The organism is Paenibacillus zeirhizosphaerae (assembly GCF_030705605.1).
GTDB classification, from domain to species: Bacteria; Bacillota; Bacilli; order Paenibacillales; family Paenibacillaceae; genus Paenibacillus; species Paenibacillus zeirhizosphaerae.
Genome location: NZ_JAPCKK010000015.1, coordinates 17,516 through 40,783, shown reverse-complemented (window position 1 = coordinate 40,783; position 23,268 = coordinate 17,516). Strand labels below are relative to the sequence as shown.

The following is a 23,268-nucleotide window of genomic DNA, read 5'->3' as shown; positions in this document are numbered from 1 at the left end:
CACTACCTTTCTACATCAGGCATCATTTGGGTCATGGCCTTCATCACTTCGGCCTCGGATGCATTCGGCGTATCGCCAGACACGGTATGCGCCAGCGCCGCGGCCGCAGCGGCAAAATCAACCGTCCGCTTCGCGGAAAAATTCCAGATTTCGCCGTGAATAATGCCGCTCGCATATGCATCTCCCGCTCCTATACGATCATACACCATAAAGTTAAGCGTGTCCGAAAATTCAAATTGTCCTTTTTTATAGATATACCCCTGCAGCGAATGGCTGTTATCCCGATTGATGGACCGATGCGTCCCGGCAACCACCGCAATGCCAAACTTGCTGGCAACCTGCGGGATCAAGTCCAGCAACTGCTCCTTCCGCTCTGTGGCCTGTGTTTCCAACCCGAGAATATGCAGCGCATCCTTTTCATTCATCATGACGATATCGGCAAGGTCCAACATTTCCTCATAATGCGGTTTGGCCACTGCATATCCGCCGTCTCCCCACAGAGCAGGCCGGAAATTGCAGTCGAACACGACCTTGCCACCCGCCTGCTTCACTGCTGCGGCCAGCCTTTTCATATGCCCGCGCACCGTGTCGTTCATCGCTAGTGTAATTCCGCAGAAGTGCATGATATCCACATTACCCGCAATCTCTACAGGATCGTAGCTGTCCAGCGGAGCCTGGTTAAAGCTGCTGCCCAGCCGATCCGTATAGGTAACCCTACTGGGACGCATGCCAAATCCGTTCTCCAGAAAATACATACCAACAAACCGTCCGCCCCGCTGGATGAACGTGGTGGATATACCTAACTTGCGCAAATATGCTATTGCGGCTTCGCCCAGTGGATTGTCAGGCAGCATTGTTACCAGGTATCCGGTATGGCCAAAACGTGCCAGGGCAGATACAATATTCACTCCTGTTCCCGAAAAGGTATACCGGAGCGTATCCGCCTGTGCCAGCGTGTCGTAGCCGGGTACCTGCAGCCGCATCATCACTTCGCCAAATGCGGCCACATGTTTATGCATATTGATCCACCAGCTTTTTCATCGTTTCGTACAGCACCTGTACGTCCTTGACGTTCGTGCTGCCCGTGTCCTTATCGATAATGGAAGAATACACATGCGGGATCACCTGTGGAACACCCGCTTCAAGCGTTATGCGCAGAATGGCTTCGAAATTGTCCAAATCAATGCCGCCTGTTGGTTCCAGAGCAAAGCCTTCCTCACCACATGCCCGTGCCACCGCCCGAAATTCATCCTCAAGCTGAAGTCCTTGCATCGGGAAATATTTCAGTGCATTTCCGCCCATATCGCGCACCAGCGCAATCGCTGCTTTTACAGGTACAATAGCATGCTCAGACAAAGCCGCACTGAACGGACCTGTCGAAATGTTCACGTAACCGGGACGGCCGCATGGAGACACGAGGCTGTTAATCCAGCTATCGCGGGTGTCCAGATTGGCGCAGGTCGCTCCGACGGCTGTGAACACCTGGTTGATATGGGTGCCGCCATAGCTTTTCGCGATTTCCGCCACGACAGCCGCCTGCCGGTTGTCTCCCGCGCCCAGGCCGATGGACACGGCGTCTTCGATAGCCGCTCCATATTCCTTCATGGCAGCGACAGCCGTTGCTGCATCCGGATAATTTTTGGACAATACCCCGACAATGACATGGCCTTCAGCGGCCTCATATACCTCACGGGCGTTCTCGATGCTGCCTGCCAGCACATTCAGCGCCGCACGTTTTTTGTAAAGTCGTTTTTCCATTATCGACATGTTATTTTCCTCCTACTATTTCCTGAATTCTGGATACGATCACCTGGATGTCATCCCCTTGAAAAGAACGCGCATCCAGATCGAAATATCCTTGCCGCACTCCGTAATCGCGTGTATAGATGGCAATCTGCCCTTCGCGTAACTGGTCATTTACCTGTTTGGCATCCATGCCTGCTTCTGCTGCGTTAACCTGGATACGGCCGCGGAAAATCGCTCTGCCCGCCTCATCCTGCACGATGCTCACCCGGACGCCCGGCAGGTCATTCAGTGCCATGAGCGCCTGCAGTGATTCCTTCTCCTGCTCGCTTTTGTCCGCTTTGCGGGTATATTCGTCGAGCGCCTGCAGCAAGCCAAAGGTCGATTCCTTGCCAACCTTCATACTGCGCCCGATGCCGTGCAATTGCACCTTGAGCCATTCAATATATTGACGTTTGCCAGCGACAATGCCGGAGGTCGGTCCTTCAATCGCTTTGGAACCGCTGTAAATGGCCAGGTCGGACACTTTCACATATTTATAAATATCCTCTTCCGCCGCCGCATCAACAATGAGCGGCACCTCGCGCCGCTGGGCAATTTCCCAAGCTTCCTCTACGGAGATCATGTTCTTCTGCACACTGTGATGGGATTTTACATACAAAATAGCCGCCGTCTGCTCGTTTATGGCGTCCTCGACATGTTCTTTTTTGCCCTCATTGGCATAGCCTACCTCGACGAGCTTGCCTCCGCCCAAATACACCATGGTCTCTACAGGAGCACCGTACTGCACGTTATGTCCCTTCAGGATAATAATCTCGTTCTTGGCAATCGGGTCCTGATGAAGCCGCTCGCTCAGGCGCTTGTTGCCCTGGGTCACGATCGCTGCTACCGACAGGGCAATGCCGCTGGAAGCCGAGTTGACAACAACCGCAGCCTCCGAGCCCATTATACCTGCAATATGGTCGCCGGCTTTATTCACCAGGTCAGCAATCTCCACATACTGCTGCCCGCCAGTTTTCATCGCCTCCATCACCGTATCGGTAGGCGCAGAGACGCCCAGGATGCTCATGCGGCCGCTGGCGTTAATCACCCGCTTCAATCCGTATTTAGCAAGTAAAGAATGATCCATGAATGACAGCTCCTTTAGCTTCGATATATTGATCCGCAGTCCGTTCCTCGCCCTCGGAATCGACAAACACAATCGGCTCCTGCTTGACGGCAAACAGCGTCAGGTTGGCATCGTCTCCCACCTGAATCCGGCCGAGCTCAGGCTTGCCAAGCCAGTCCGCAGCTTTGACGGTGACTGCCTGAATAACCTCTTCCAGGCTGTAGCCCAGGTATAAAAACTTGGACAACACGTTCGCCATGCTGTAGACTGGTCCGTTCAGACGGTTGCCCCGGTAAATGTCGGTGCTGATCGTGTCAGGCTGAATGCCGTTTCGCTTGGCATGCTCGGCAACCTTGAATGAGAAGCTCGCCGAACCGTGGCCGACATCCAGATGCACTCCTCTATTGACCGCATCGACCAGCACGGGCAGCGGTTTACCTGTTTCATCGAACAAATTGTTCGGCTTGCCGTTCAGATAGTGGGTCACCACGTCCCCTTTGGCGAGCAAAGGGATCACCTCTTCGATTTGCGGAGGAGCCGAGCCGATATGCACCATCAGCGGCAGACCGGTATCCTCCGACAGCTCACGTGCAAGCTGCAACGGCCGTATCCCGCTCTCCTTCACCACGCTGCGGCTGATACGCGCCTTCAGGCCGACAATGAAATCCGGATACAGAGTGACAGCCTCCTTGACCCGATCCTTATCAATCCACTCCAACTGTGACAGCTCATCCACCCGCTGCAAGCCGATATGCGATATGTTCAGAAATGCATAACAACGAGTATTCGCGCTAGCCGCACTTGTTTTCAGATCCCCGATCCGGTCGGCGCCACAGCTTCCTGCATCAATGATCGTTGTAACCCCTTGCTTGACGCCAATCTCGTCGATCTCATCTCCATACGGGTCAAACTCCGGAAAAGCATGCACATGCATATCGATCCAGCCGCTGGATACGTACAGCCCGGTTCCATCAAAACCATCGCTTCCCGGCAGTGAACCGGCTTGAGCAATCTCTGCAATTTTCCCGTTCTCGACAGCAATGTCGGCAGACTGTCCATCGACGAATTTCACATTGCGTATGACCAAGCGTTCAGACATGTACTCCTTCCTTCCCGAACGGCGTTCCATCCTTCCTAAGCGATAGCTTGTTTCGCTCCCTCTCTTACCGGAGCAGCCGCTCTTTATAAGATCACAATACCACATCTTGAGCAATAAAAGAATATAACGTTATAATGTTTTAGTGAAAAAATTATTATATGGTTATTGAGCTGTTTCTCTTTAATCTTCGAACAAGCAGCAGTTAAAGTCCTTGGGATATAAAATCATCCTGCTGGACTTTGAAGAAATTTTCATGAATATCCAAATGGTCGACGGGATTATCGTCAAAGCAACGATGGACTGAGGCAGCTTCCAAGCTGATGATCGAATCCATTGAATCCGACAGCCAGCGCACCAGTTAATTTCCAAATAAACTTCAGACTCCCAGACTGAGGTGGCTGTCTATTGGGTTCGTGTCTTGATGCCCCTGCACGCTGCTTTGTACGATTATCCCTCTCGCTCAGGGAATAGGTGGGGCTAGGATAGGCATTCGTCTGTTTCTCTGTTTCTCTGTTTCTGATCAAACGGGATAATCATGCAAAGCGTCCGGACTTGCGAGTGTTGATTCATCTACCGCCCAACCCACCAGCCTGCCAAGCCGTCAAGAATTGATTTCTAGGTTGAGCCAAACTTCAAACAGATCATTCAAAAAAATCGAGCAGGGGATTCATTGATCCCCTACTCATTTTTTTTGTTTTATCCTCTGCCCTCGATTCGCACATCGCTAAACTCAGCATAGCCTTGACTGACAAACAAACCAAGTTTCCCATGCGGGATATCATACATTCTGGCACTCATCGCTATGTTCGCATCCACGTAAATCTCACAAATCGATCCGTCCATAAACACTTTGATTTCGTAAGGACGATCGGGAAATAGATCAATCGGACGTTCCAGCTCCACCTCATAAGGGAACGTCTTCCCGCCCTCTTCCGACTGCATGATCTTTCCGCGGAAGGTAAGGCGATTCCGCTGCGGTTCCAGGGTAAAGTAATAGGCCTCATCTAACGTATCTTCCGTACGCAGCATGAACCCGACCCCTTGCGTTTGCTCGGAAAATGAGACGCTGGCGGAAATCTTGCACTGATCAGGCAGCTCCTCCCGGCTCGTGCAGCCGGCAAAAGCATGCGGCGACATACAGGAGAACGTGTGATCCGTAATGAGCCAATTTCCCGTAATGCCCTGGTAATGTACGGGCTGCGGCTGCGAAAATGCCGCATCAACCGTATCCGGCACTTTTACGCCGAGCGTGCCATCAGGACGCTGAACGATTTCATGGACGATCAGATTCCCTCCCCAATCCCAGGTATTGTAGTCCTTGCCTCGGGATTTCGGCGGATTCCAACCGAATAAATCGTCGTTTTTCGTGGGATTCCAACCGAACAGATAACGTCCTCGCCCGTCTGACGCGGATTTGGCCGCATAGAAAGCCCGCCCGTCGAAGGTATCCTCTTTCGGGGTAAGCCAAGGGCCAATCAGGCTGCGGCTCATTCGGTAAAAGGTCGCAAAACGTTCCGTATAGGAGGAATAGATCAAATACCACCAATCCCCGATCCGGAACAAGTCGGGACATTCATGGGCCCCCACGTGCAAATTCGGCGCGTACAACGGCTCGCGGTACTCCCAGGTTTTAAGGTCTTTGGATGACAGCAGCGCGGTGCACCCTTTTCGCTTGGTTGGCCCTTTCGCCATCGCGGCAAGCAACATCCAGTATTGGCCTTCCTCTTCATTCCAGAACACGAAAGGATCGCGCCAATCAGACAGCTCATAGATGCGGTCGTCAGCGGCAAAGGTATCTTCAGGAATAGGCTCCCAGGTCTTCAAGTCACTGCTGATCGCATGGCAGACGAGCTGCTTGCCTGGAGGAAATATGCAGTAGAACATATGATAGATACCGTCCACTTTCAGAATATGGCCGGTGCCGCCTTCGATTTTGCAGGCTCCTTCTGCCTGGTAATTCACGAAATCCTTCGTTCCGACCAGATGCCAGCCATGGTCAAGATCATCCCGGTAGTTCTCCCGCCAGCCGTGCAGATAGAATAGTTTAAATTCCCCGTCTTCATAATAGGGAATCACATCCCCTACCCAGGCGTTCTCCGGCCGATAGAAAAATTCCCTCATCCTGATTCCCCCTAAAGATTTACGTGGCTTAGCGTTCATTCAACAAAACAGTTGGAACGTTCTACTTCTTGACCTGTACCGGTACGTTAAAATCATCGACGTTAAGATGTCCGAAACCGCCTGTAGACTTGTCAACCACCTTAATGAAAAGCTCCTCGCCGATATAATCCGAAGCATCCCAAATTTTCCGCTGGTATTCCTCATAATTGGTCGCTGTCTCTTTAAACAACTCTTTGCCGTCTGACGCCCGGGCCAACGCTACATACAAGCGGTCTATATCCCGGCCGCCGCTGATCAGAAAGTCGACCCTGCCGTTCCCCCCGAGGACGAAATTTTGCGATCTCAGCGTCCCCGTCAAGCTGTCGCCCCCGGCTTGCTCGTTGAAGCCCCACAAATGATAGCCCCCTGGAATTTTTTGCGACGGGTTAAAGTAAATGTTACCCCAGAAGAACTTGGTGTCGGTCACGTGGACATCTTGGAAAGCGTCTCCTTCCGTAATCCAGCCGGTTAAGTCGCCCGTAGCAAAGTCATGGTTAGGCAGATTCGTAGTATCGGTATACACAGAATCATCCCAGTTCTCAGGCACATCGACCGGAGCAGCCGGTTCACCGCTTAAAGCATTCATCTCCCATACCTTCATCGACTTGATGGTAATATCGTTGTCGGCCCAGACTTGCAAGCCCAAGGAATCGTATCTGCCTACGTAAACTCGGGTTGTCAGCTTTTTCTTGTAATTAGCAAAAGCTTCAATGACCGAGCGATCGAGGAAAATATGGAGTTTCAGATTCTCTCCGTTTAGATCAACGTATCCGCCTTGAATGCCGTCCACGCGCACATCCGGGTCGATACTGCTCTTGGTGCGATCCACATTAAAGGTACCGTTTGTTTTGTCGTAGTAAATCAGTGTTTCCTCCTGTCCATTGTCGGAGCGCCGCACCTTGATTCCGAATTTCTGAGCCTCACGCGGATCCATTTCCATCACAATTTCCAACATGTCGCCTTTGACATTCCGGATCAATTGATTAGCGGACTCCATATTTTTCTCTGAAAAATCAACCAGTTTATTTCCTCGCAGACTCTGCAATTCTTGAATCGGCTCAACGCGCAATTCATCATGCTCATCCAGGCTTAGTGAAACTGGCAGAGCCAGATTATGAGCCCATCCGGATTGATATTCTGCTTGCGGTGTTCTTACATTTTGTACCATGGAGAATACGACCGTTCTGCCGTCAGGCGTGACCAGACCGCTCTCTGCGGTTAGATAACCATCACCTACATCCATTTTGGAGGGGGCCTCTTGATCAGGGATAAACTTGAAATTCTCCCGATCCCAGGTCCCAATCCAATAAAAGACCTCAACATCTCTTTGTACATCGTTCCCCGGCGGTACATGCTCCGGTTTTTCATGCGGATTAATCATGAATATATGTTTTTGTTGGCCCTTGCTATCCTTGCCTAACGGCAATAATACCGGCAGTTCCCAGACCGTGCCCAACTCCGGATAGAGGGTTCTGTTGCTAACATATAAAGGCCCCTTATACTCCCAGTTGTACATATCGTCGGATACATACACTAATGCCGTGCCGCTGCTGAAGTCCTGAAGGCCGGAAGTCACTAATTGATACCACTTATCCGTCTCTTCATCGTACCAAACGAACGGATCGCGAAACTCGTTATGGATGCCGATCCCGTTCTGTTCCGTCACCGGTTCGGGATATTTCACCCATTGCTCCAAATCGGGATCGGATAAATCGGCTGGAGTTGCAACTGCTGTTCGTTGGTTCGGCGACTCGGAGTCGTTGCCGGCGGTATAGAACAGTACGGGATTGCCGTTTCGATCATACGCCGCGCCACCTGACCACGCGCCGTCCGGGTCAAGAGTGCCCGCTTCGGGCGCAAGGGCCGGCCTTACATTTTCCCAGTGCACCATATCGTCGCTTACCCAATGCCCCCAATGGATTTGATGCCAGTATGGCCCCTGCGGGTTATGCTGATAAAACAAATGGTATTTGCCGTTATAATAAATGGGCGCATGCGCTTCATTCATCCAGTTTTGTGGGGGCATTGCATGATACTGGGGACGGTGCTGATCTCCGTCAAACACACTTGGGTCCTCATCAATATCCCCATTCGGAATTTCCGGAACCGAACCGCCGTGGAGCGCCTTTACGCTCTCATACTCAGCTAGTACCTCTTCGCTCGTAAGGGCTTTGTTGTGCAGCTTCACTTCATCGATGAGTCCACTGAACATATTGAAGGAAAACAGTCCTGCCAGCTCAACCGGTTTATTATTTTTTCCGATGATCAGGCTTTCCGTGGATGGTGTGATTGGGACATTAACGGGGGTAGCTTGGGAAGCCACTTCCTCACCATTTAGATATAACTTGATCATTCCATCTTTTTTATCGAAAGTAGCGGTAACATAATTCCACTTGTATTTTTCCAATGGGTGATCCTTTACCCACACCTGAATCCACTGCCCGCCAATCCCGGCCTGCATCGACCATGTACCGTGCCGGTACATTCCAAGAGCGAAGCCTTCCACTTTATCCTGATCGGATTGGTTCACAATGGCGGACAGTTTGTTTCCGTCCCCCCATTCATAGCTGCGAGGAGCGACCCAGGCTTCGATGGTTAACGCATCGTTTACAGGCACGGTATCCTTGGCGTTGACCTCAATATAGTTCGAATATCCATCGAACAACAAGGCCCCGCCTTTCACCCCGCGGGGAGTCCATCTCGGATCCCTGGAGTCCATATATCTGGCGTTGTTAAATACATAGTTCACATCATGCTCAAGCTTGCGTACTTCATCCGATGTTTTCTTTCCTGCGCCTTCATTAAGATCCAAGTAAAATATAGTACCCGCACCACGTACTTGGAAACCGTCAACGGAAATGCCGGCTTGATCAGACTGATCAACGACCTTTACATAGAGTTCCTTGTTGTAGTACTCCGGCACAGTCCATGTGATTTTCTCATTTGCACTGACATTCCCCGTTTTCTTAAGCAACGTATTGCTGACGGCATCGTAAAGTTCGACGTAGGCGTCCTCCGGTTTTAAAATGTCCAAAATAGTAAAGTTAATGGTTCCACTTCCCTGGAGTGTGAAAGTATTGGAGGTGATGGAGCCCTGAGCTTCCAAGACAGATTTAGCATAGAAGTTTCCGTCTTTGCTTGCATGAGCTTCATCGGTTACTTGAAAAGCATCTCCCTCAACCGTCCAGCCATCGAAATTTCCCGTTTCAAAACTGGCATTCGTGATTTCAGCTGGGATAATGTTTTCAGCCACGACCCCTTCCACCGGTACAATCTCATTAAACGTGCTGAAGGCATCCGCAAAAATCAGGCCCCAATCCGAGGTTGCATGATCGACGATCTCAAGATAGAGTTTTTTGCCGATGTGCTTGGACAGATCAGCTTTATACTGCACCATATTAGCCAATCTCAAGCCCTGTGCGGGATCCGGGAACCCGGACTCGTTAAATTCGCTATTGCCGTACCGAGCAATCATCTTTCCCGTATCTGCTTCGATAACGCTCACATAAACTTGATCCGTATGTTTGCCTCCGCCCAGTCTAAAGGTAATCCACCCCGTTCCCCCCAGCTCAAAAGTGCTGGAACGAAGAATGCCTGTCGCAGATTCCGCATATTTCCACCCATTTAGATGATAAGTACCTTCCTGATTATAGGGGATTTCTTCCGCCCACCAGGTTGTTTCGTCCGAGACGCTATCCGGACCGAACGCTTCGCCTTCGACAATGGTCCATCCCGTCAAATCTCCGGTTTCAAATCCCGAATTCTCGATTTGATATACTGCTTGATATACTGCATCCGTAACCGTCGTATTCACTTCAGCCAAAGACGCGGGCGTTTCCACCCCATTGGAATCGGAATAGGCCGCGGCCGGAATCACGGGAGCAATAAGCTGAAGAACCAGAGTCCATATAATCGCCTTGCCAAACACGTGTCCTCTCTTTTTTTCTTTTCTCATTCACGATCCTCCTTCGTGATTTCCCAATTTAGAAAAACATCGCTATCTGACTTCGCAATGCTCCCTTTGTACAAGGATGATAATCATGATGAAAAAGGAGAATAATAGAGCGTTTTCACAATGTAAGGCGATAGGGAGTGCCTAAGCGCTCACTTTACCAAATGGCTTGCATCTCCCATATATCCAGGGATTTAACCGTTAGTTCCCCGTCTCCCCAAATCTCAAGCCCTAAAGCATCCTTACGGCTCGGGTATACCCGGGTCGTCAGGCTTTTCAAACCGTTGGCATAAGCTTCGACCATGGAGCGGTCCAAATAAAGGTGAAGCTTCAGATTCTCGTCTGGCAGCTCCAGCTTGCCGCCCTGGATCCCTCCGCATCTTTCTCCCGGATGCAGCGTCGTTTTCGTCCGGTCGACCAAGAGCATCGATTGAATCGCATCATAATACAGCAGCGTTTCTTCTTTCCCGTCCGGTGTACACCGGACCTTGATTCCGAATTGTCGGGCGCTGCCCGGCTCGATTTCCAATTGAATCTCAAGCATGTCGCCTTGAACCTCCCGGAGCCGTACATTCGTCTCGGCCAGTGACTTGTTCCGAAGCGATAGCCGCTTCTCCCCCCGCAGCGATTGCAGTTCCTCAATTGGTTCGATTCCCAGTCGTCCGTCATCCCGCAAATAGACGCTTAGCGGCAAGCCGCCGTTATGGGCCCAACCCGATTTATATTCCAGCTCGGGTGTTCGCTCCCCTTGGGCGATCGTAAAGATGATCTTTCTGCCGGTTCTCGGATCCACCATTCCGCTCGGGCCGGTAAAATGGAAATCCCCGACATCAATCAGTTGCGGCTCCTCTTGATCGGGAATGAATGACAGATTTTCCTTGTCAAGCTGTCCGATCCAATAGAACACCTCGACATCCGCCCCTTTTCCCACAGGGCTGACCAGCAGAAGATGTTTGTTCCCCCCCTGCTTGTCGCTGCCAAGCGGAAGCAGCACGGGAAGCTCCCAGATCGGGCCAAGATAAGGGAACTTCTGAAGATCCGCTTTAAAAAGGGAGCCTTTATAGGTCCAATTCAGCATATCCTTGGACGCAAATGCCAGCGCCGCGCCTCCTTCGCCTTCCATCCCCGACCCGACCAAAGCATACCAGCCGTCATCGTCCTTCCAAACAAAGGGATCTCGGAAATCGCCAAATGCACCCATGCCCTTCTTCTGCACGATGAGCGGCTCCGGATGTTTGACCCAGTGAACCAGATCCGGGTCTCCATCCCGGGTATATGTGCTGCGGGCAAGCGCAACGCTCTGATTCGGCGAAGCGCTGTCATTGCCTGCCGTAAAGAACAAGACAGGCAGACCGTCCGCATCATAGGTTGCGCTTCCCGACCAGATCCCGTCCGGTGCAAGCCGATCTTTCTCCGGCGCCAGCGCCACGGGGAGGTCGCGCCAATGCACCAGATCTTCACTTACCCAATGCCCCCAATGGATCTGATGAAAGAAAGGCCCTAGCGGGTTATGCTGATAGAACAAATGATATTTCCCATCAAAATAGATCGGCGCATGAGGTTCATTCATCCAATGGGCCGGCGGGCTGACATGATATTGGGGTCTATGCCGGTCCGACAGCAGGGGCGCCCGGTCCAGCTTGATCTCATCATATTTTAAGGACGGTCGGACACCTCCATGGGCGGAGTCCAGTACATGCCGATAAGCAGCGGCCACCTCTTCCGCGTTCAGGGCACGATTATAGATCTTGAGATCATCGATGATACCGCTAAACATATGCAGGCTGAACACCTTTGCCAGACGGCTGCTGTGATTGTTCTTTCCGATGAGCAGATCGCTGTCCACTGCCTCGGTCAAGCGAGAACCGCGTGGCAAAGTAGTCGAAGCGATTTCACTGCCGTTCAAATAAAGCTTCATTTCTCCCTGGTTCCCATCGAACACCGCACTTACATAAGACCATTCATTTTTGGACAATTCACAGCCGTCCGGTGACCAAATCTCCGCCCAAGCCCCTCCTTCAAGCCCAACCTGGAAAGACCATGATCCGTGGCGAAACATACCCAGCAAATAACCCTGCTTACGGTCCATGTTGTAGCGGTTCACGATGGAAGCCAATTTACCACCCTCCCCCCATTCGTAGGAGCGGGGCGCTACCCATACTCCGATGCTGAGCGTTGTCAGAAACCCAGGCTCTCCACTCGAATTTCCCGTATTGACCCGATGGGCTACGAATGTCGAGTACCCATCGAACAGGAGCCCGCTGCCCAATATTCCCTGTCTCCACTGCGGATCTCGCGGTTCCGTAAACTCCGCTTGCTTAAATACGTATTGAATATCATCCCGGGTTTGGGATACGCTCTCCAAAGCTTTTCCTCCGGTTCCTTCATCGAAAGCCCAATACATCATGAGCCCCCGATTGTCGGGTACTTGGTTCACGCGTCATTCCCCCTTGAAGCCTGCTCGACGGCACCATTAGAAATAGGAACGGATTTAAGAGTATGAATATGAAGTGAGTTCAATACAACCTGCCCCGAATTCGTACTTATCCAAACATTCTCGATCGGAGCATCCGGGAATATTTGATCCGTCAGTACAATCAGGCCGTCATTCCCATACACTTCAACCGCATTGCGGTCCAGCCAGATATGCAACTTGATCTTTCCATCCTCCGGAACCAGGCTTGCACCGTGATTGCATGCAAACTCCGGATGAAAGTCAGTCAGACCCGATTTGGAACGGTCGATAGATAGCCGTTGGCACACAGGATCATATCCAATAATCATCTCGTTTTGCCCGGAGGACTTGAATTTAATATGCGTCTCGTTCCCGGACCGGATATCGATATCCGCTTCGATCTCGAGCAGACCATCGTTCGTCTGCTGTGTGAACGGTACGTCCTGCGTCACCGTAACATCATTCCAGCTCATCGATGTTTTTCGCAGCCGTTCAACTTCCCGGACAGGCATTTGGGTCAGAACTATGCCTTCGTCCCGGCTGGTCAATGACAAGGCACGGGGCAGAGTCATGGCGCCTCTCCAGTCTCCGGTTGGCGTCTCGTTGGCATATTTCCAGTTGCTCATCCATCCGATCATCACGCGCCGCCCGTCTCGCTCCGGTATATCCGACCAAGAGACACCCGCATAATTATCCCTGCCATGATCCAGCCAAAGGATATGATCGGCCGAGTTGTCATTGATGAACGTATTTCCGTCGAACTCTCCGATAAAATATTGTGTGCGCGAGCCTTCAGGACATTCGGGATTATCCCCAATGCTTATGATAAGCACCCATTTGGAGTGCCCGCTGTCATCGATCGGTAATTCAAAAAGGTCCGGGCATTCCCAAACGCCGTCATGCGAGCCTTCCCCTTTGCCGAATTCTCCTGTTAGCGACCATTCACGCAAATTTTTCGACCCATAAAAACGAGCATGGTCTCCCGCCACAAGCACCATAACCCACCGCTCACTCTGCGGATGCCAGAACACTTTCGGATCACGGAAGTCGATCAGATCATCCTCGGCGAGAACCGGGTTCCCCTCATATTTGTGCCAAGTTCGGCCTTTGTCGCTGCTGTAAGCCAAGCTTTGCCGCTGGCGCGGCTGTCCTGTCTTCGGGCAGGTGTCCGCATGGGTAAAGATGGCGACCAATCCATGGGAACCTTTGAACAGTCCGCTGCTGTTATTCCAGTCCACCACGCAGCAGCCGGAGAAAATGGCCCCATGTTCATCCGGGAATAAAGCGATCGGCATATGCTCCCAATGGATCAAATCCGGACTCACCGCATGCCCCCAATGCATGGGCCCCCAATTGTTGCCGTGAGGATGATGCTGATAAAACAGATGATATTCTCCCTCGTAATAGACTAATCCGTTCGGATCATTCATCCAATGAGATGGAGGCGAAAAATGAAAGCCGGGTCTGAATCTCTCATAAAATACATCTAGCACAATTTCTCCCACCAATCGTTTGAGTTTATTTATTTTTGTAAATTTGCATGATAACGGTCCAATCCTGTTTGATAGATTTCCATCAATTCGTTCAGGCCCATCTTCTCCAGTGTCTTCACATATTTTTCCCACTGTTCATCCACGCCGCCATTAACTATGAATTTACCTCGTTGGGCATTTACATATTTGATCAATTCCGGCTCAATTCTATTGATTTTATCCAGTTCCTCCTTTTCAAAGAAGATATTAGGATAGCTCTCCTTCTCCATAAATGGATTGTAATATTGCTCCAAATCTTTAACACGCTGTTGGGCCCGCGGCTCCAGATCAACAACTTTTCCAAGATCTTCGATGGTAATAACGCCAGGGCCGCCTGCGCCTGGAGCCACTTTTTGCCGGAATTCACCTGCAGAGGTTCCATCAGGAAGTGGCAGGTTCACCAGCTTGCTATTTTCGTCTTTCTTGAATACAACATCCAGCGGACCCCAGTGGATCTGAGCCGCCATATAGGGTTCATACTGCTGATCGATCCAGCGCATCGTGATTTCGGGATAGCGGTTCGCTTTTGTTATCACAAAGGCGCCGCGTCCCGGTCCCCCTCCATTGCTGCGGCCGATCAATTGGTCACCGTTCGGTCCTTTAAGCGGAGACAGTAAAGCATAATCTCGGCTTCGTTCCGGTCCGACAACCTCTTCGGCTTCCCACCAAATGTAAGAGCCAAGTGTTTCGTCCTTCGTTTTGCCTTTTGCCAGATACTGAGCAGCGTCCTGGGTGAAAGATTCGGGGTCAATCAGGCCCTGCTTATACCATTTTTCGTGAAAATACTTCAAAGCTTCCTTGTACTGGGGTTGCGTCGCGGTAAAGATCACTTTTTCGTCGCGGACGATCCGATGCTCCATGTTATCCGGTAGTCCGAAAGCACCGAGTATACCGCCAATGTCCATACACCATTGCATGTGCATGAAGCTTAACGGAATTTCATCGGCCTTGCCGTTGCCATTCGGATCCTGCGTTTTAAAGGAAATTAAGGCTTCCGTGTATTCATCGAGCGTTTGCGGCATTTTCAGACCGAGCTTATCGAGCCACTTTTTATTGATGACATGAAAGAAAGGGTTGGTTCCCAGGTTATTCTCTTCCCACGACGGTAACCCATAAATGTGCCCATCGGGCGCTGTGATCGCTAACTTGATGTCAGGCCTGCGCTCCAAAAGCGCTTTCAAATTAGGCGCGTACTGATCGATCAAATCCTCCAGTGGAATGATCGTCCCGTCTTTACCGTAATTGATGAGCTCGTAATCCGAAAATCCGGCTGCGTAAAAAGCGTCCGGCAAATTTCCGCTGGCCAGCAGCAAATTTTTCTTCTCTGCGTAGTCTGTGTCCGGAATGTTCTCCCATTCGATCTTTACATTGGTTTGCTCCCCCAGCCGTTTGAAAATCTCCATTTCGGAATACTCCGGCGCCAACGCTGCTTTTGGGGATACCATCTTTAACGTCACTGTTTCTTTAACAATCGGCAGACCGGTTTTGTTGAAATTCGTATCCTGCTTCGGATTTTTCACCTGATTTTTGGAGCCGTCTTCTCCCGAACATCCGCTCAGCGCAAGGGCTCCGGCCAGCACGAGAATTCCTGCGCTTTTGAATAAAGATTTCATCGTACCTAACCTCCCTATAGTTCATCCCAGAAAAATCACAATTTTTATTTCCCAATCCGGCTTTGTCTGGATCAGAATAGCTGACTGCCGTATATCCCCTCCCTTCAAGAAATCGTCAGTATCAGCCCTTGATCGAGCCAATCATTACCCCTTTGACAAAGTACTTTTGCAGAAATGGATATAAAATCAACAGTGGCAGGCTGGACACGATAATAACACCGTACTTGATAAGTTCAGTAACCCTCATCTTCGCTGCATAGGATTCCACATCCACCATCATTCCGGAGTTGACCTGATTTTGGACGAGAATGTTGCGCAGCACCAATTGAAGAGGATACTTGCTCTCGTCATTCAAATAGATCAAAGCATCGAAAAAGCCATTCCAAAAGCCGACGACATGATACAACACCATGACTGCAATAATGGACTTGGACAGAGGCAAAACAATACTCCAAAAAAATCTGGTGTTGGAGCAACCGTCGATTGAAGCGGCTTCCCACATTTCATCCGGAATGGACGACTGAAAGAATGTCCGAACGATGATAACATTGAATATACCGCCAGCCCCAGGAATAACCAGTGCCCAAATCGTATTTAACATGTGCAGATCCTTGATCAGCAAATACGTGGGAATCAATCCACCGCTAAAAAACATGGGGATCAATAAAAACCACATCATTACTGATCTCCCGACCAGATCCTTGCGGGCTAACGGATAGGACGCAAATACGGTAACAGCTACTCCGATCAAGGTTCCCAAACTCGCATAAAAAAGGGAATTTGCATATCCGATCCAAATAGAGGAGTCATTAAAAATTCGTAGATAGCCATCGAGTGTAACCCCCCTCGGATATAACCATACTTCTCCTGAATAAATCAGATTGGGATCACTGAATGAAGCAATCCATACAAAATACAGCGGAAATAAGATGAGCAGCATGACTACGGTCAACACGAAATAGTTAATGGCGTCAAACCAGGCGTCTCCTCTGCTTTTTCTCTTCAAAAGATTGTTCAAAGTAATTCCCCCTTACCACAGACTGGTTTCCGTCAATTTTTTGGCGATCCGGTTAACAGTGACAATCAGGATGATGTTGATAACGGAATTAAACAATCCAACCGCCGTTGAAAAGCTGTATTGCGCCTTCTGAATCCCTAATTCGTATACGTAGGTTGGAATAATATTGGAGGTGGCATAGTTCAGATCACTTTGCATCAAAAAAGCCTTCTCGAAACCAATGCCCATAATGTTTCCGAGTGCGAGGATCAGCAGAATGATAATCGTTGGAAGAATGCCGGGAATATCCACATGCCACACTCGCTTCCATTTACTCGCACCATCCATGATGGCGGCTTCATGCAGTTCGGGATTGACCCCTGCAAGCGCTGCCAAGTAAATAATCGTGGAGAATCCGGTCTCTTGCCATATCCCTGATAAAATATATAAAGGACGGAACCAGCCTTCATCAGCCATAAACAGAATGGGTTCTCCCCCGAACCAGGTAATCATGTGGTTTACGAGCCCGCTATTTGGCGATAAAAAAACATGGAGCATACCGACAAGCACAACGGTAGAGATAAAATGGGGTGCATAAATGACCGTCTGAATAAATTTCTTGTATCGCTTGCCTAACATTTGATTCAACATAACCGCTATGATAATCGGAGCCGGGAAGCTGAACACAAGTGACAGGAAACTGAGCGTCAGCGTATTGAACATGATCGTCCAGAAGTTATAAGAATCGAAAAAATCAATAAAATGCTGAAAGCCTACCCATTCGCTGCCCCATATCCCCTTACTCGGTGAAAAATCCTTAAATGCAATTTGCACTCCGTACATCGGGTAGTACTTGAATACGAGATAAATCAAAACAATCGGCAGCAGAAACAGATACAGCTCATAGTTGCGTTTGATTCGGTCCCAAGTTTTACGATTTTCTTTGATAACGAGTTGATATTCTCCGGAATCTCTTGGATTCATCCTAATACTCCCTTTCTTATATAATTTTTGTAATTGAAACGCTTCCATTTTATTTGAAACGTTTCCAATTTAGTTTAAGAAAAACGCCAACCGCAAGTTCACTGGTGCAGCGACTAAAGCGGTTGATGTTTTTCAAATTAAATGATCAAGTGGTTTCACCTCGTCTAAATATGACCGGAAGACGATAAACTTCCCGTTCCAAGGTTTCTCCTTCTATCTTTTTGTAGAGCAGTCTGATCGTCATACGAGCCATCTCCTCTACAGGTTGCCTGATCGTTGACAATACCGGATGAAAATAGGAATGATCCTGAATACCGTCATATCCGATAACCTTTACATCCTCTGGAACACGAATCCCCTGCCTGCCTGCCTTATCTATATACTTGGCGGCGAACATATCAGTAATGGCAAAAATACCGTCCACATCTTGATACTTATCCAGAAACTCATCAAAATAGGCGTCGTCGTCCAAAACGGGGTCCGGCTTCTCGTATACAACACAGTCGACTCCCATTATTTTCGCCTCATGCATGAAACCTTCTCTCCGATTCATAGTTTCACTGAAAACGGAGGTGACGCTGCCCAAAAAAGCCATTTTTTTTGCACCTGCTTTGACAAGTTCCCTTAACGCCAGACGTCCTCCTTCATAATTATCCGAAGTGACGCATGTGATTTTCTTGTTAAAGTGTCTGTCGATACTGACAATCGGAATGTCATTGCTTACGTTATTTTCAATATCGTTGTATGTAATACCAACAATACCTGCCACTTTGTTTTGCTGCAGCATATCGAGATAGTACAATTCCTTTTCAGGTTTGCCGCCGCTATTGCACAGCATAAGCTTAAAGCCTTCCCGGTCCAACTCATCTTCAATGTAATATGCCAGTTCAGAAAAGAAAGGGTGCCAGATACTTGGAAGCAGCAACGCAACCATTTTGGATTTCTGCATTTTGAAGTTGCGGGCAACCTCATTAGGGATATAATTCAATTCTTGTATGGCTTTCTCCACTTTTTTGCGTGTAGCGGGTTTTACAGAGCCCGAATTGTTAATGACTCGGGATACGGTTCCCACAGCTACGCCAGCCAAGTTGGCAACATCTTTAATACTTGACATCTAACCCTCCACTTGTAGCACCTCTTATGACAATCATAATAATACGAAATTGGAAACGTTTCAACAGTTAATTTGGAAACGTTTCATTTTTTTGTGTACGCTAAGAATTCGTCTTTGAAACAATCTTTTACCCTCTAAACGGATGCTCCCGGATCATTTGAATAAAATTCCGGGCCGCTGCCGGCAATTCCTCATTTTTACGGGTACACACAGCGATCGTATTCTTCATTTGTACCCCTTCCACCTCAACCCGGCACAGCTCCCCGCGCTCCACATCATCGCGCACAACCAGTGACGATACAAAGTTCGCCCCGTACCCAGCAATCACCGCTGTTATGGCCTCATGCAGTCCGTTAAATTGCAGGGAAATCGTTGGGGCAGGCGCATTGTATGTACGGCATAGGGAAAATAACCGCTCCCGCGTCGAGCTGCCTTCCTCCCGCATGACAAACGGCTCCTTCATCATCTCGGTCAAAGATACCTTCTGATTGGCATAACGGTGATTGGGCGCCACCACGAACCACAGCTCATCCTGAAAAAGCTCCTCCGCCTGTACCGTATCCGGATATTCCTCAGGTCTTCCCCCGTAAACGGCGATGTCTGCCTCCAGATTCAGAAGCTGCTCCAAAGCGTCGCTGGAGTTCGTCGTGGTGATCTTCATTTCAACCTGTTCATACTGCTTTTTGAATTGGGCAAGCCATGCGGGCATGAGAAAATGTGCAGGCAAATAAGTGGCGGCGATCCGGATCGAGCCAACAGTCCCGCTGCTATACTCCTGCACAAAACGCTCCATCTGCTGTTCGACCGCAAACAGTCTCTTGGCCAGGACCGACAACTGCTCACCGGCATCCGTTAATGCAATCCCTCTTCCCTGAGGCTGGAACAGCGCAAGGGACAGCTCCTTTTCAAATTTCTTGATCTGGGCCGTTATCGCAGGCTGGCTGATATTCAGCATCTCTGAGGCGCGCGTAACGCTGCCTGTGGCGGCAATGACGTGAAAAAGGCGCAATGCGTGTAAATTCATAAAGACAACTCCGTTCTATCAATTTATATATTAAGTTTATGTAAATCACAAAAACATATATTATATTTATGATTTTAACGGAAATATAATGGAACCGAAAGCAAAAATCAAATAAGGAGCAGTGATCGATATGAGCCAGTCAAACACATGGACCAAGGTAGACGAGTATATCGGGGACAAACTGATAACACATGATTCCATTCTGGAACAGGTGCTGGAGGCCAATCGGAAGGCATATCTGCCGGCAATCGAGGTATCTCCAAGCCAGGGAAAGCTGCTGTCCCTGCTGGCACAAATGGCAGGAGCCACACGAATTCTGGAAATCGGCACTTTGGGTGGCTACAGCACCATCTGGATGGCCAGAACGCTTCCTGCTAACGGAAAAATTGTGACACTGGAGCTGGATCCTCACAACGCACAGGTGGCCAGAGCCAATTTTGCCCTTGCGGGCCTGGAGGAAAAGGTGGATTTGCGACTGGGTAATGCTTTAGAGCAGCTCGCTCAGTTGGATCAGGAAGGTACTGAATCCTTTGATCTGATCTTCATTGATGCCGACAAACCTAACAATCCGGCTTATCTGCGGTGGGCACTCCATTTTTCACACCCTGGCACGGTGATTATCGGCGACAATGTCATCCGGGAGGGTGAAATTATAAATAAGCACAGCACTGACCCCAGAATTCATGGGGTGCGGGCCTTCTATGATCTTCTGGCCGAGGAGCCCCGAATCAATGCCACAGCCATCCAGACGGTTGGAAGCAAAGGTTATGACGGCTTTGTGCTGGGCCTTGTAACCAGAACGCAAGGAAGAGAATAGAATCACGCGTTGGATGAGAATGTACCGGGACAAGAAACGATTGACACGCAAGTTCAAGCCCTGATCCCTCATGAGCTGATACTTTATATCTCCACACAAAAAATAGGCCGCTGTTCACAGCAGCCTTCGTCTATACGCCAATCCATCAAGAAAAATGAAATATCTTTGGTTTTATTTGCCAAGATTAATGATGTACTCTACGGTTTGTGGATCATAGTGGGAGAAGAATAAACTTTCACCTGTATCCAGTGCAGCAATTTTTGTCATCTCCTCCTCTGTCAATTTAAAGTCAAATACATTGAAGTTTTCTTCCATTCTATTTTTATTGACCGTTTTTGGAATGACCACTACGTCTCTCTGAATCAAGAATCGCAAAGCAACCTGGGCTGTAGATTTGTTATATTTATGGCCAATTTCTTGTAAGGTTGAGTTCGTGAATAAATTGTTCTTTCCTTCTGCAAAAGGACCCCAGGATTCGATCTGCGTATTGTATTTTTTCATAATTTCATGTGCTTTTGCCTGCTGGTTAAAGACATGGGTTTCCACCTGATTCACAGCCGGTACCACTTCGCTGAACTCCACCAGATCAACATATCTATCCGGATAGAAGTTGCTTAACCCAATGGCTCTGATTTTACCTGCTTTATAAAGCTCTTCCATCGCACGGTACGTTCCATAATAATCATTGAACGGTTGATGGATCAGCACCAAGTCCAGATAATCAAGCTGGAGTTTGTCCATGGATTCCTGAATAGATGCTTTTGCTTTGTCATGACCTGCATTGGAAATCCAAACTTTAGTGGTGATAAAAAATTCTTCTCTGGGCACTCCACTTTTCTTGATCGCACGGCCTACCGCTTCTTCATTTTGGTAGACCTGTGCAGTATCAATGGAACGGTAACCCACACGGATAGCATCAAGCACGCATTTTTCGCATTCCGCCGGATCGTGAATCTGATAAACACCAAAGCCTAAAATCGGCATCTTTACTCCATTATTCAAGGTTACAAATTCCATTTCAATTCCTCCTATAAATACTTAGTCTTTGTTAGTACTACAATTATCATACCTCATTCGTGTTACACGAAGGCAAGCGCCTAATAAAAATTGATTTATAGGCAGACGAGACAAGGTTGCCCTCGCTTAACACCTTCGCGTAACATGAAGGCAAGAGAAAATATATTTGTAAATTCATGTGGAGGGATTTTATGTACACGGTAAAAGAAGTGGCACAAATGCTTGACTTAAGTGAGCATGCAGTTCGTTTTTACACGGATAAGGGATTAATACCAAGCATACTGCGAGATCAAAATAACAACCGCCTATTCAATGAGGAATCCGTCAATTGGCTTATTGGCGTCAAGATATTAAAACAATGCGGGATGTCTATCGAAGATATTAAAACTTATGCAGATCTTTGTTTACAAGGGGATTCTACAATTCAGGAGCGCTACGAGATTATTTTGAAACAAAAAGAACATGCCCTTCTTCAATTGCAGGAAGCCAAAAATACAGTTAATTATTTAGAAGCGAAAACCAACTATTACCTTAACATTATTGAGGGTGTCATTGCTGATAGCTCTAACCCCGCTAAATGGCCTTTAAAATATGAAGTACATGAAGTTTGGGACTCTATCAAGAAAGCAGGCGCCAAATAACGTTACGCGATGCTCCGAGAACAAAGGACTGCTTGAGAGGATTAGGCAATGATTTGGGATGAATCTTCTATCGGCCGCACAGCCGGATGTTCCATAATGAAATCAAGCAAATAACAAAGGAGAGATCAGCAAATGTCCAATGTTAAAGAAAAAGTTGTTGTTATTACAGGTGCAAGCAGCGGTATCGGTGAAGCAACCGCCCGCCTGCTGGCCGAACAGGGAGCTAGCGTCGTCCTGGGAGCAAGACGGGCAGAAAAACTCGAAGCTCTTGTAGCAGAGATTCGTTCCAAAGGCGGCACTGCTGAATATCATGTCCTGGATGTAACCAGCAAGGAGCAGATGGATGAATTTATCAGCTTTGCGAACAACAAATTTGGCAAGGTGGATGTGCTGGTGAATAATGCGGGTGTCATGCCTCTTTCACCGCTGGAAGCCTTGAAAATCGATGAATGGAACCGGATGATTGACGTTAATATTCGCGGGGTGCTGCACGGGATTGCCGCCGGTCTGCCTCTGATGAAGCAGCAGGGCTTCGGCCAGTTTATCAACATCGCCTCCATCGGGGCGTACAACGTAACTCCGACCGCTACGGTATACTGTGCCACCAAATATGCGGTCCGCGCCATTACCGATGGACTGCGGATGGAGGTCGGCGGCGATATTCGCGTCACTCTGATTTCACCAGGAGTCACCGAGTCCGAGCTTGCCGACAGCATTTCGGATGAAGAAGCCCGCCAGTTTATGAAGGAGTATCGCCGGATTGCCATTCCCGCGTCCGCCATTGCCCGCTCCATTCTGTATGCCATGGAGCAGCCTGCCGAGGTTGATGTAAACGAAATTATCGTCAGACCAACAGCGAGCTTAAATTAATCTTTCCGCTAAGGAAGACAGCACCTTCCTTTGAACAACATACCCTCTCTTTCTTTGGTTATGTAGGAATATGCACGCAGCCAGTGGAGAGAACGAAGCAATTCCGGAAAAGTGTCAGCGTTCGTCTTTGCCCCCGAGTTTG

At 49.0% G+C, this 23,268-nt stretch carries 16 protein-coding genes and 1 pseudogene; 3 read left to right on the top strand and 14 right to left on the bottom strand.

Annotated elements, in window-relative coordinates; genetic code table 11:
- Window positions 1-2 precede the first annotated feature (2 nt).
- The 13 genes and pseudogenes from OIN60_RS09765 to OIN60_RS09705 form a co-directional block, all read right to left on the bottom strand.
- Window positions 3-1,019 carry a sugar kinase gene (locus OIN60_RS09765; protein WP_305754687.1) on the bottom strand — a complete coding sequence of 339 codons (1,017 nt, stop codon included), beginning with the start codon at window positions 1,017-1,019 and terminating at the stop codon, window positions 3-5.
- Window positions 1,012-1,767: a 2-dehydro-3-deoxy-phosphogluconate aldolase gene (gene dagF / locus OIN60_RS09760; RefSeq protein ID WP_305754686.1), complete on the bottom strand. Its 756-nt coding sequence runs from the start codon at window positions 1,765-1,767 to the stop codon at window positions 1,012-1,014. Before dagF ends, OIN60_RS09765 begins: the two co-directional genes overlap by 8 nt.
- A 1-nt stretch (window position 1,768) precedes the next feature.
- Entirely contained in the window at window positions 1,769-2,872 is a 1,104-nt protein-coding gene (locus OIN60_RS09755) for a DgaE family pyridoxal phosphate-dependent ammonia lyase (protein WP_305754685.1), read from the bottom strand.
- Window positions 2,850-3,950 carry an amidohydrolase/deacetylase family metallohydrolase gene (locus OIN60_RS09750; RefSeq protein WP_305754684.1) on the bottom strand — a complete coding sequence of 367 codons (1,101 nt, stop codon included), beginning with the start codon at window positions 3,948-3,950 and terminating at the stop codon, window positions 2,850-2,852. Before OIN60_RS09750 ends, OIN60_RS09755 begins: the two co-directional genes overlap by 23 nt.
- A 696-nt stretch (window positions 3,951-4,646) precedes the next feature.
- A complete protein-coding gene (locus tag OIN60_RS09745; protein ID WP_305754683.1) occupies window positions 4,647-6,071 on the bottom strand; it encodes a glycoside hydrolase family 32 protein in 1,425 nt (474 codons plus the stop codon).
- Between the two features lie 61 nt (window positions 6,072-6,132).
- Complete coding sequence (locus OIN60_RS09740) at window positions 6,133-10,065, bottom strand: GH32 C-terminal domain-containing protein (protein WP_305754682.1); 3,933 nt, start codon at window positions 10,063-10,065, stop codon at window positions 6,133-6,135.
- A 154-nt stretch (window positions 10,066-10,219) separates the two neighbouring features.
- Complete coding sequence (locus tag OIN60_RS09735) at window positions 10,220-12,469, bottom strand: GH32 C-terminal domain-containing protein (RefSeq protein WP_370872456.1); 2,250 nt, start codon at window positions 12,467-12,469, stop codon at window positions 10,220-10,222.
- A gap of 26 nt (window positions 12,470-12,495) precedes the next feature.
- Window positions 12,496-13,992: pseudogene (locus OIN60_RS09730) on the bottom strand (glycoside hydrolase family 32 protein); the annotation flags it as partial.
- A 47-nt stretch (window positions 13,993-14,039) separates the two neighbouring features.
- Complete coding sequence (locus OIN60_RS09725) at window positions 14,040-15,662, bottom strand: ABC transporter substrate-binding protein (protein WP_305754680.1); 1,623 nt, start codon at window positions 15,660-15,662, stop codon at window positions 14,040-14,042.
- 121 nt (window positions 15,663-15,783) lie between these two features.
- On the bottom strand, window positions 15,784-16,680 hold the full coding sequence (locus OIN60_RS09720; RefSeq protein ID WP_305754679.1) for a carbohydrate ABC transporter permease: 897 nt from the start codon (window positions 16,678-16,680) through the stop codon (window positions 15,784-15,786).
- Window positions 16,681-16,692: 12 nt separating this feature from the next.
- A complete protein-coding gene (locus OIN60_RS09715; protein WP_305754678.1) occupies window positions 16,693-17,643 on the bottom strand; it encodes an ABC transporter permease in 951 nt (316 codons plus the stop codon).
- A gap of 145 nt (window positions 17,644-17,788) precedes the next feature.
- Window positions 17,789-18,757: a LacI family DNA-binding transcriptional regulator gene (locus tag OIN60_RS09710; protein WP_305754677.1), complete on the bottom strand. Its 969-nt coding sequence runs from the start codon at window positions 18,755-18,757 to the stop codon at window positions 17,789-17,791.
- A 127-nt stretch (window positions 18,758-18,884) separates the two neighbouring features.
- Window positions 18,885-19,781, bottom strand: coding sequence for a LysR family transcriptional regulator (locus OIN60_RS09705; RefSeq protein ID WP_305754676.1), 897 nt, complete (start codon window positions 19,779-19,781; stop codon window positions 18,885-18,887).
- A 130-nt stretch (window positions 19,782-19,911) separates the two neighbouring features.
- Between OIN60_RS09705 and OIN60_RS09700 the strand changes: the two genes are divergently transcribed.
- A complete protein-coding gene (locus OIN60_RS09700; RefSeq protein ID WP_305754675.1) occupies window positions 19,912-20,598 on the top strand; it encodes an O-methyltransferase in 687 nt (228 codons plus the stop codon).
- A gap of 171 nt (window positions 20,599-20,769) precedes the next feature.
- On the opposite strand, the gene OIN60_RS09695 is transcribed toward OIN60_RS09700, so the two are convergent.
- Window positions 20,770-21,615, bottom strand: coding sequence for an aldo/keto reductase (locus OIN60_RS09695; RefSeq protein ID WP_305754674.1), 846 nt, complete (start codon window positions 21,613-21,615; stop codon window positions 20,770-20,772).
- Window positions 21,616-21,806: 191 nt separating this feature from the next.
- Between OIN60_RS09695 and OIN60_RS09690 the strand changes: the two genes are divergently transcribed.
- Together OIN60_RS09690 and OIN60_RS09685 are read left to right on the top strand one after the other, a co-directional pair.
- Window positions 21,807-22,256: a MerR family transcriptional regulator gene (locus tag OIN60_RS09690; protein WP_305754673.1), complete on the top strand. Its 450-nt coding sequence runs from the start codon at window positions 21,807-21,809 to the stop codon at window positions 22,254-22,256.
- Window positions 22,257-22,388: 132 nt separating this feature from the next.
- Complete coding sequence (locus tag OIN60_RS09685) at window positions 22,389-23,126, top strand: SDR family oxidoreductase (protein ID WP_305754672.1); 738 nt, start codon at window positions 22,389-22,391, stop codon at window positions 23,124-23,126.
- The last annotated feature ends 142 nt before the right edge of the window (window positions 23,127-23,268 follow it).

Bases quoted from the DNA above. Each gene is read 5' to 3' on its own strand.
- OIN60_RS09765 (WP_305754687.1), bottom strand. From the start codon at position 1,019: ATGCATAAACATGTGGCCGCATTTGGCGAAGTGATGATGCGGCTGCAG.
- dagF (WP_305754686.1), bottom strand. From the start codon at position 1,767: ATGTCGATAATGGAAAAACGACTTTACAAAAAACGTGCGGCGCTGAAT.
- OIN60_RS09755 (WP_305754685.1), bottom strand. From the start codon at position 2,872: ATGGATCATTCTTTACTTGCTAAATACGGATTGAAGCGGGTGATTAAC.
- OIN60_RS09750 (WP_305754684.1), bottom strand. From the start codon at position 3,950: ATGTCTGAACGCTTGGTCATACGCAATGTGAAATTCGTCGATGGACAG.
- OIN60_RS09745 (WP_305754683.1), bottom strand. From the start codon at position 6,071: ATGAGGGAATTTTTCTATCGGCCGGAGAACGCCTGGGTAGGGGATGTG.
- OIN60_RS09740 (WP_305754682.1), bottom strand. From the start codon at position 10,065: ATGAGAAAAGAAAAAAAGAGAGGACACGTGTTTGGCAAGGCGATTATA.
- OIN60_RS09735 (WP_370872456.1), bottom strand. From the start codon at position 12,469: ATGATGTATTGGGCTTTCGATGAAGGAACCGGAGGAAAAGCTTTGGAG.
- OIN60_RS09725 (WP_305754680.1), bottom strand. From the start codon at position 15,662: ATGAAATCTTTATTCAAAAGCGCAGGAATTCTCGTGCTGGCCGGAGCC.
- OIN60_RS09715 (WP_305754678.1), bottom strand. From the start codon at position 17,643: ATGAATCCAAGAGATTCCGGAGAATATCAACTCGTTATCAAAGAAAAT.
- OIN60_RS09710 (WP_305754677.1), bottom strand. From the start codon at position 18,757: ATGTCAAGTATTAAAGATGTTGCCAACTTGGCTGGCGTAGCTGTGGGA.
- OIN60_RS09705 (WP_305754676.1), bottom strand. From the start codon at position 19,781: ATGAATTTACACGCATTGCGCCTTTTTCACGTCATTGCCGCCACAGGC.
- OIN60_RS09700 (WP_305754675.1), top strand. From the start codon at position 19,912: ATGAGCCAGTCAAACACATGGACCAAGGTAGACGAGTATATCGGGGAC.
- OIN60_RS09695 (WP_305754674.1), bottom strand. From the start codon at position 21,615: ATGGAATTTGTAACCTTGAATAATGGAGTAAAGATGCCGATTTTAGGC.
- OIN60_RS09690 (WP_305754673.1), top strand. From the start codon at position 21,807: ATGTACACGGTAAAAGAAGTGGCACAAATGCTTGACTTAAGTGAGCAT.
- OIN60_RS09685 (WP_305754672.1), top strand. From the start codon at position 22,389: ATGTCCAATGTTAAAGAAAAAGTTGTTGTTATTACAGGTGCAAGCAGC.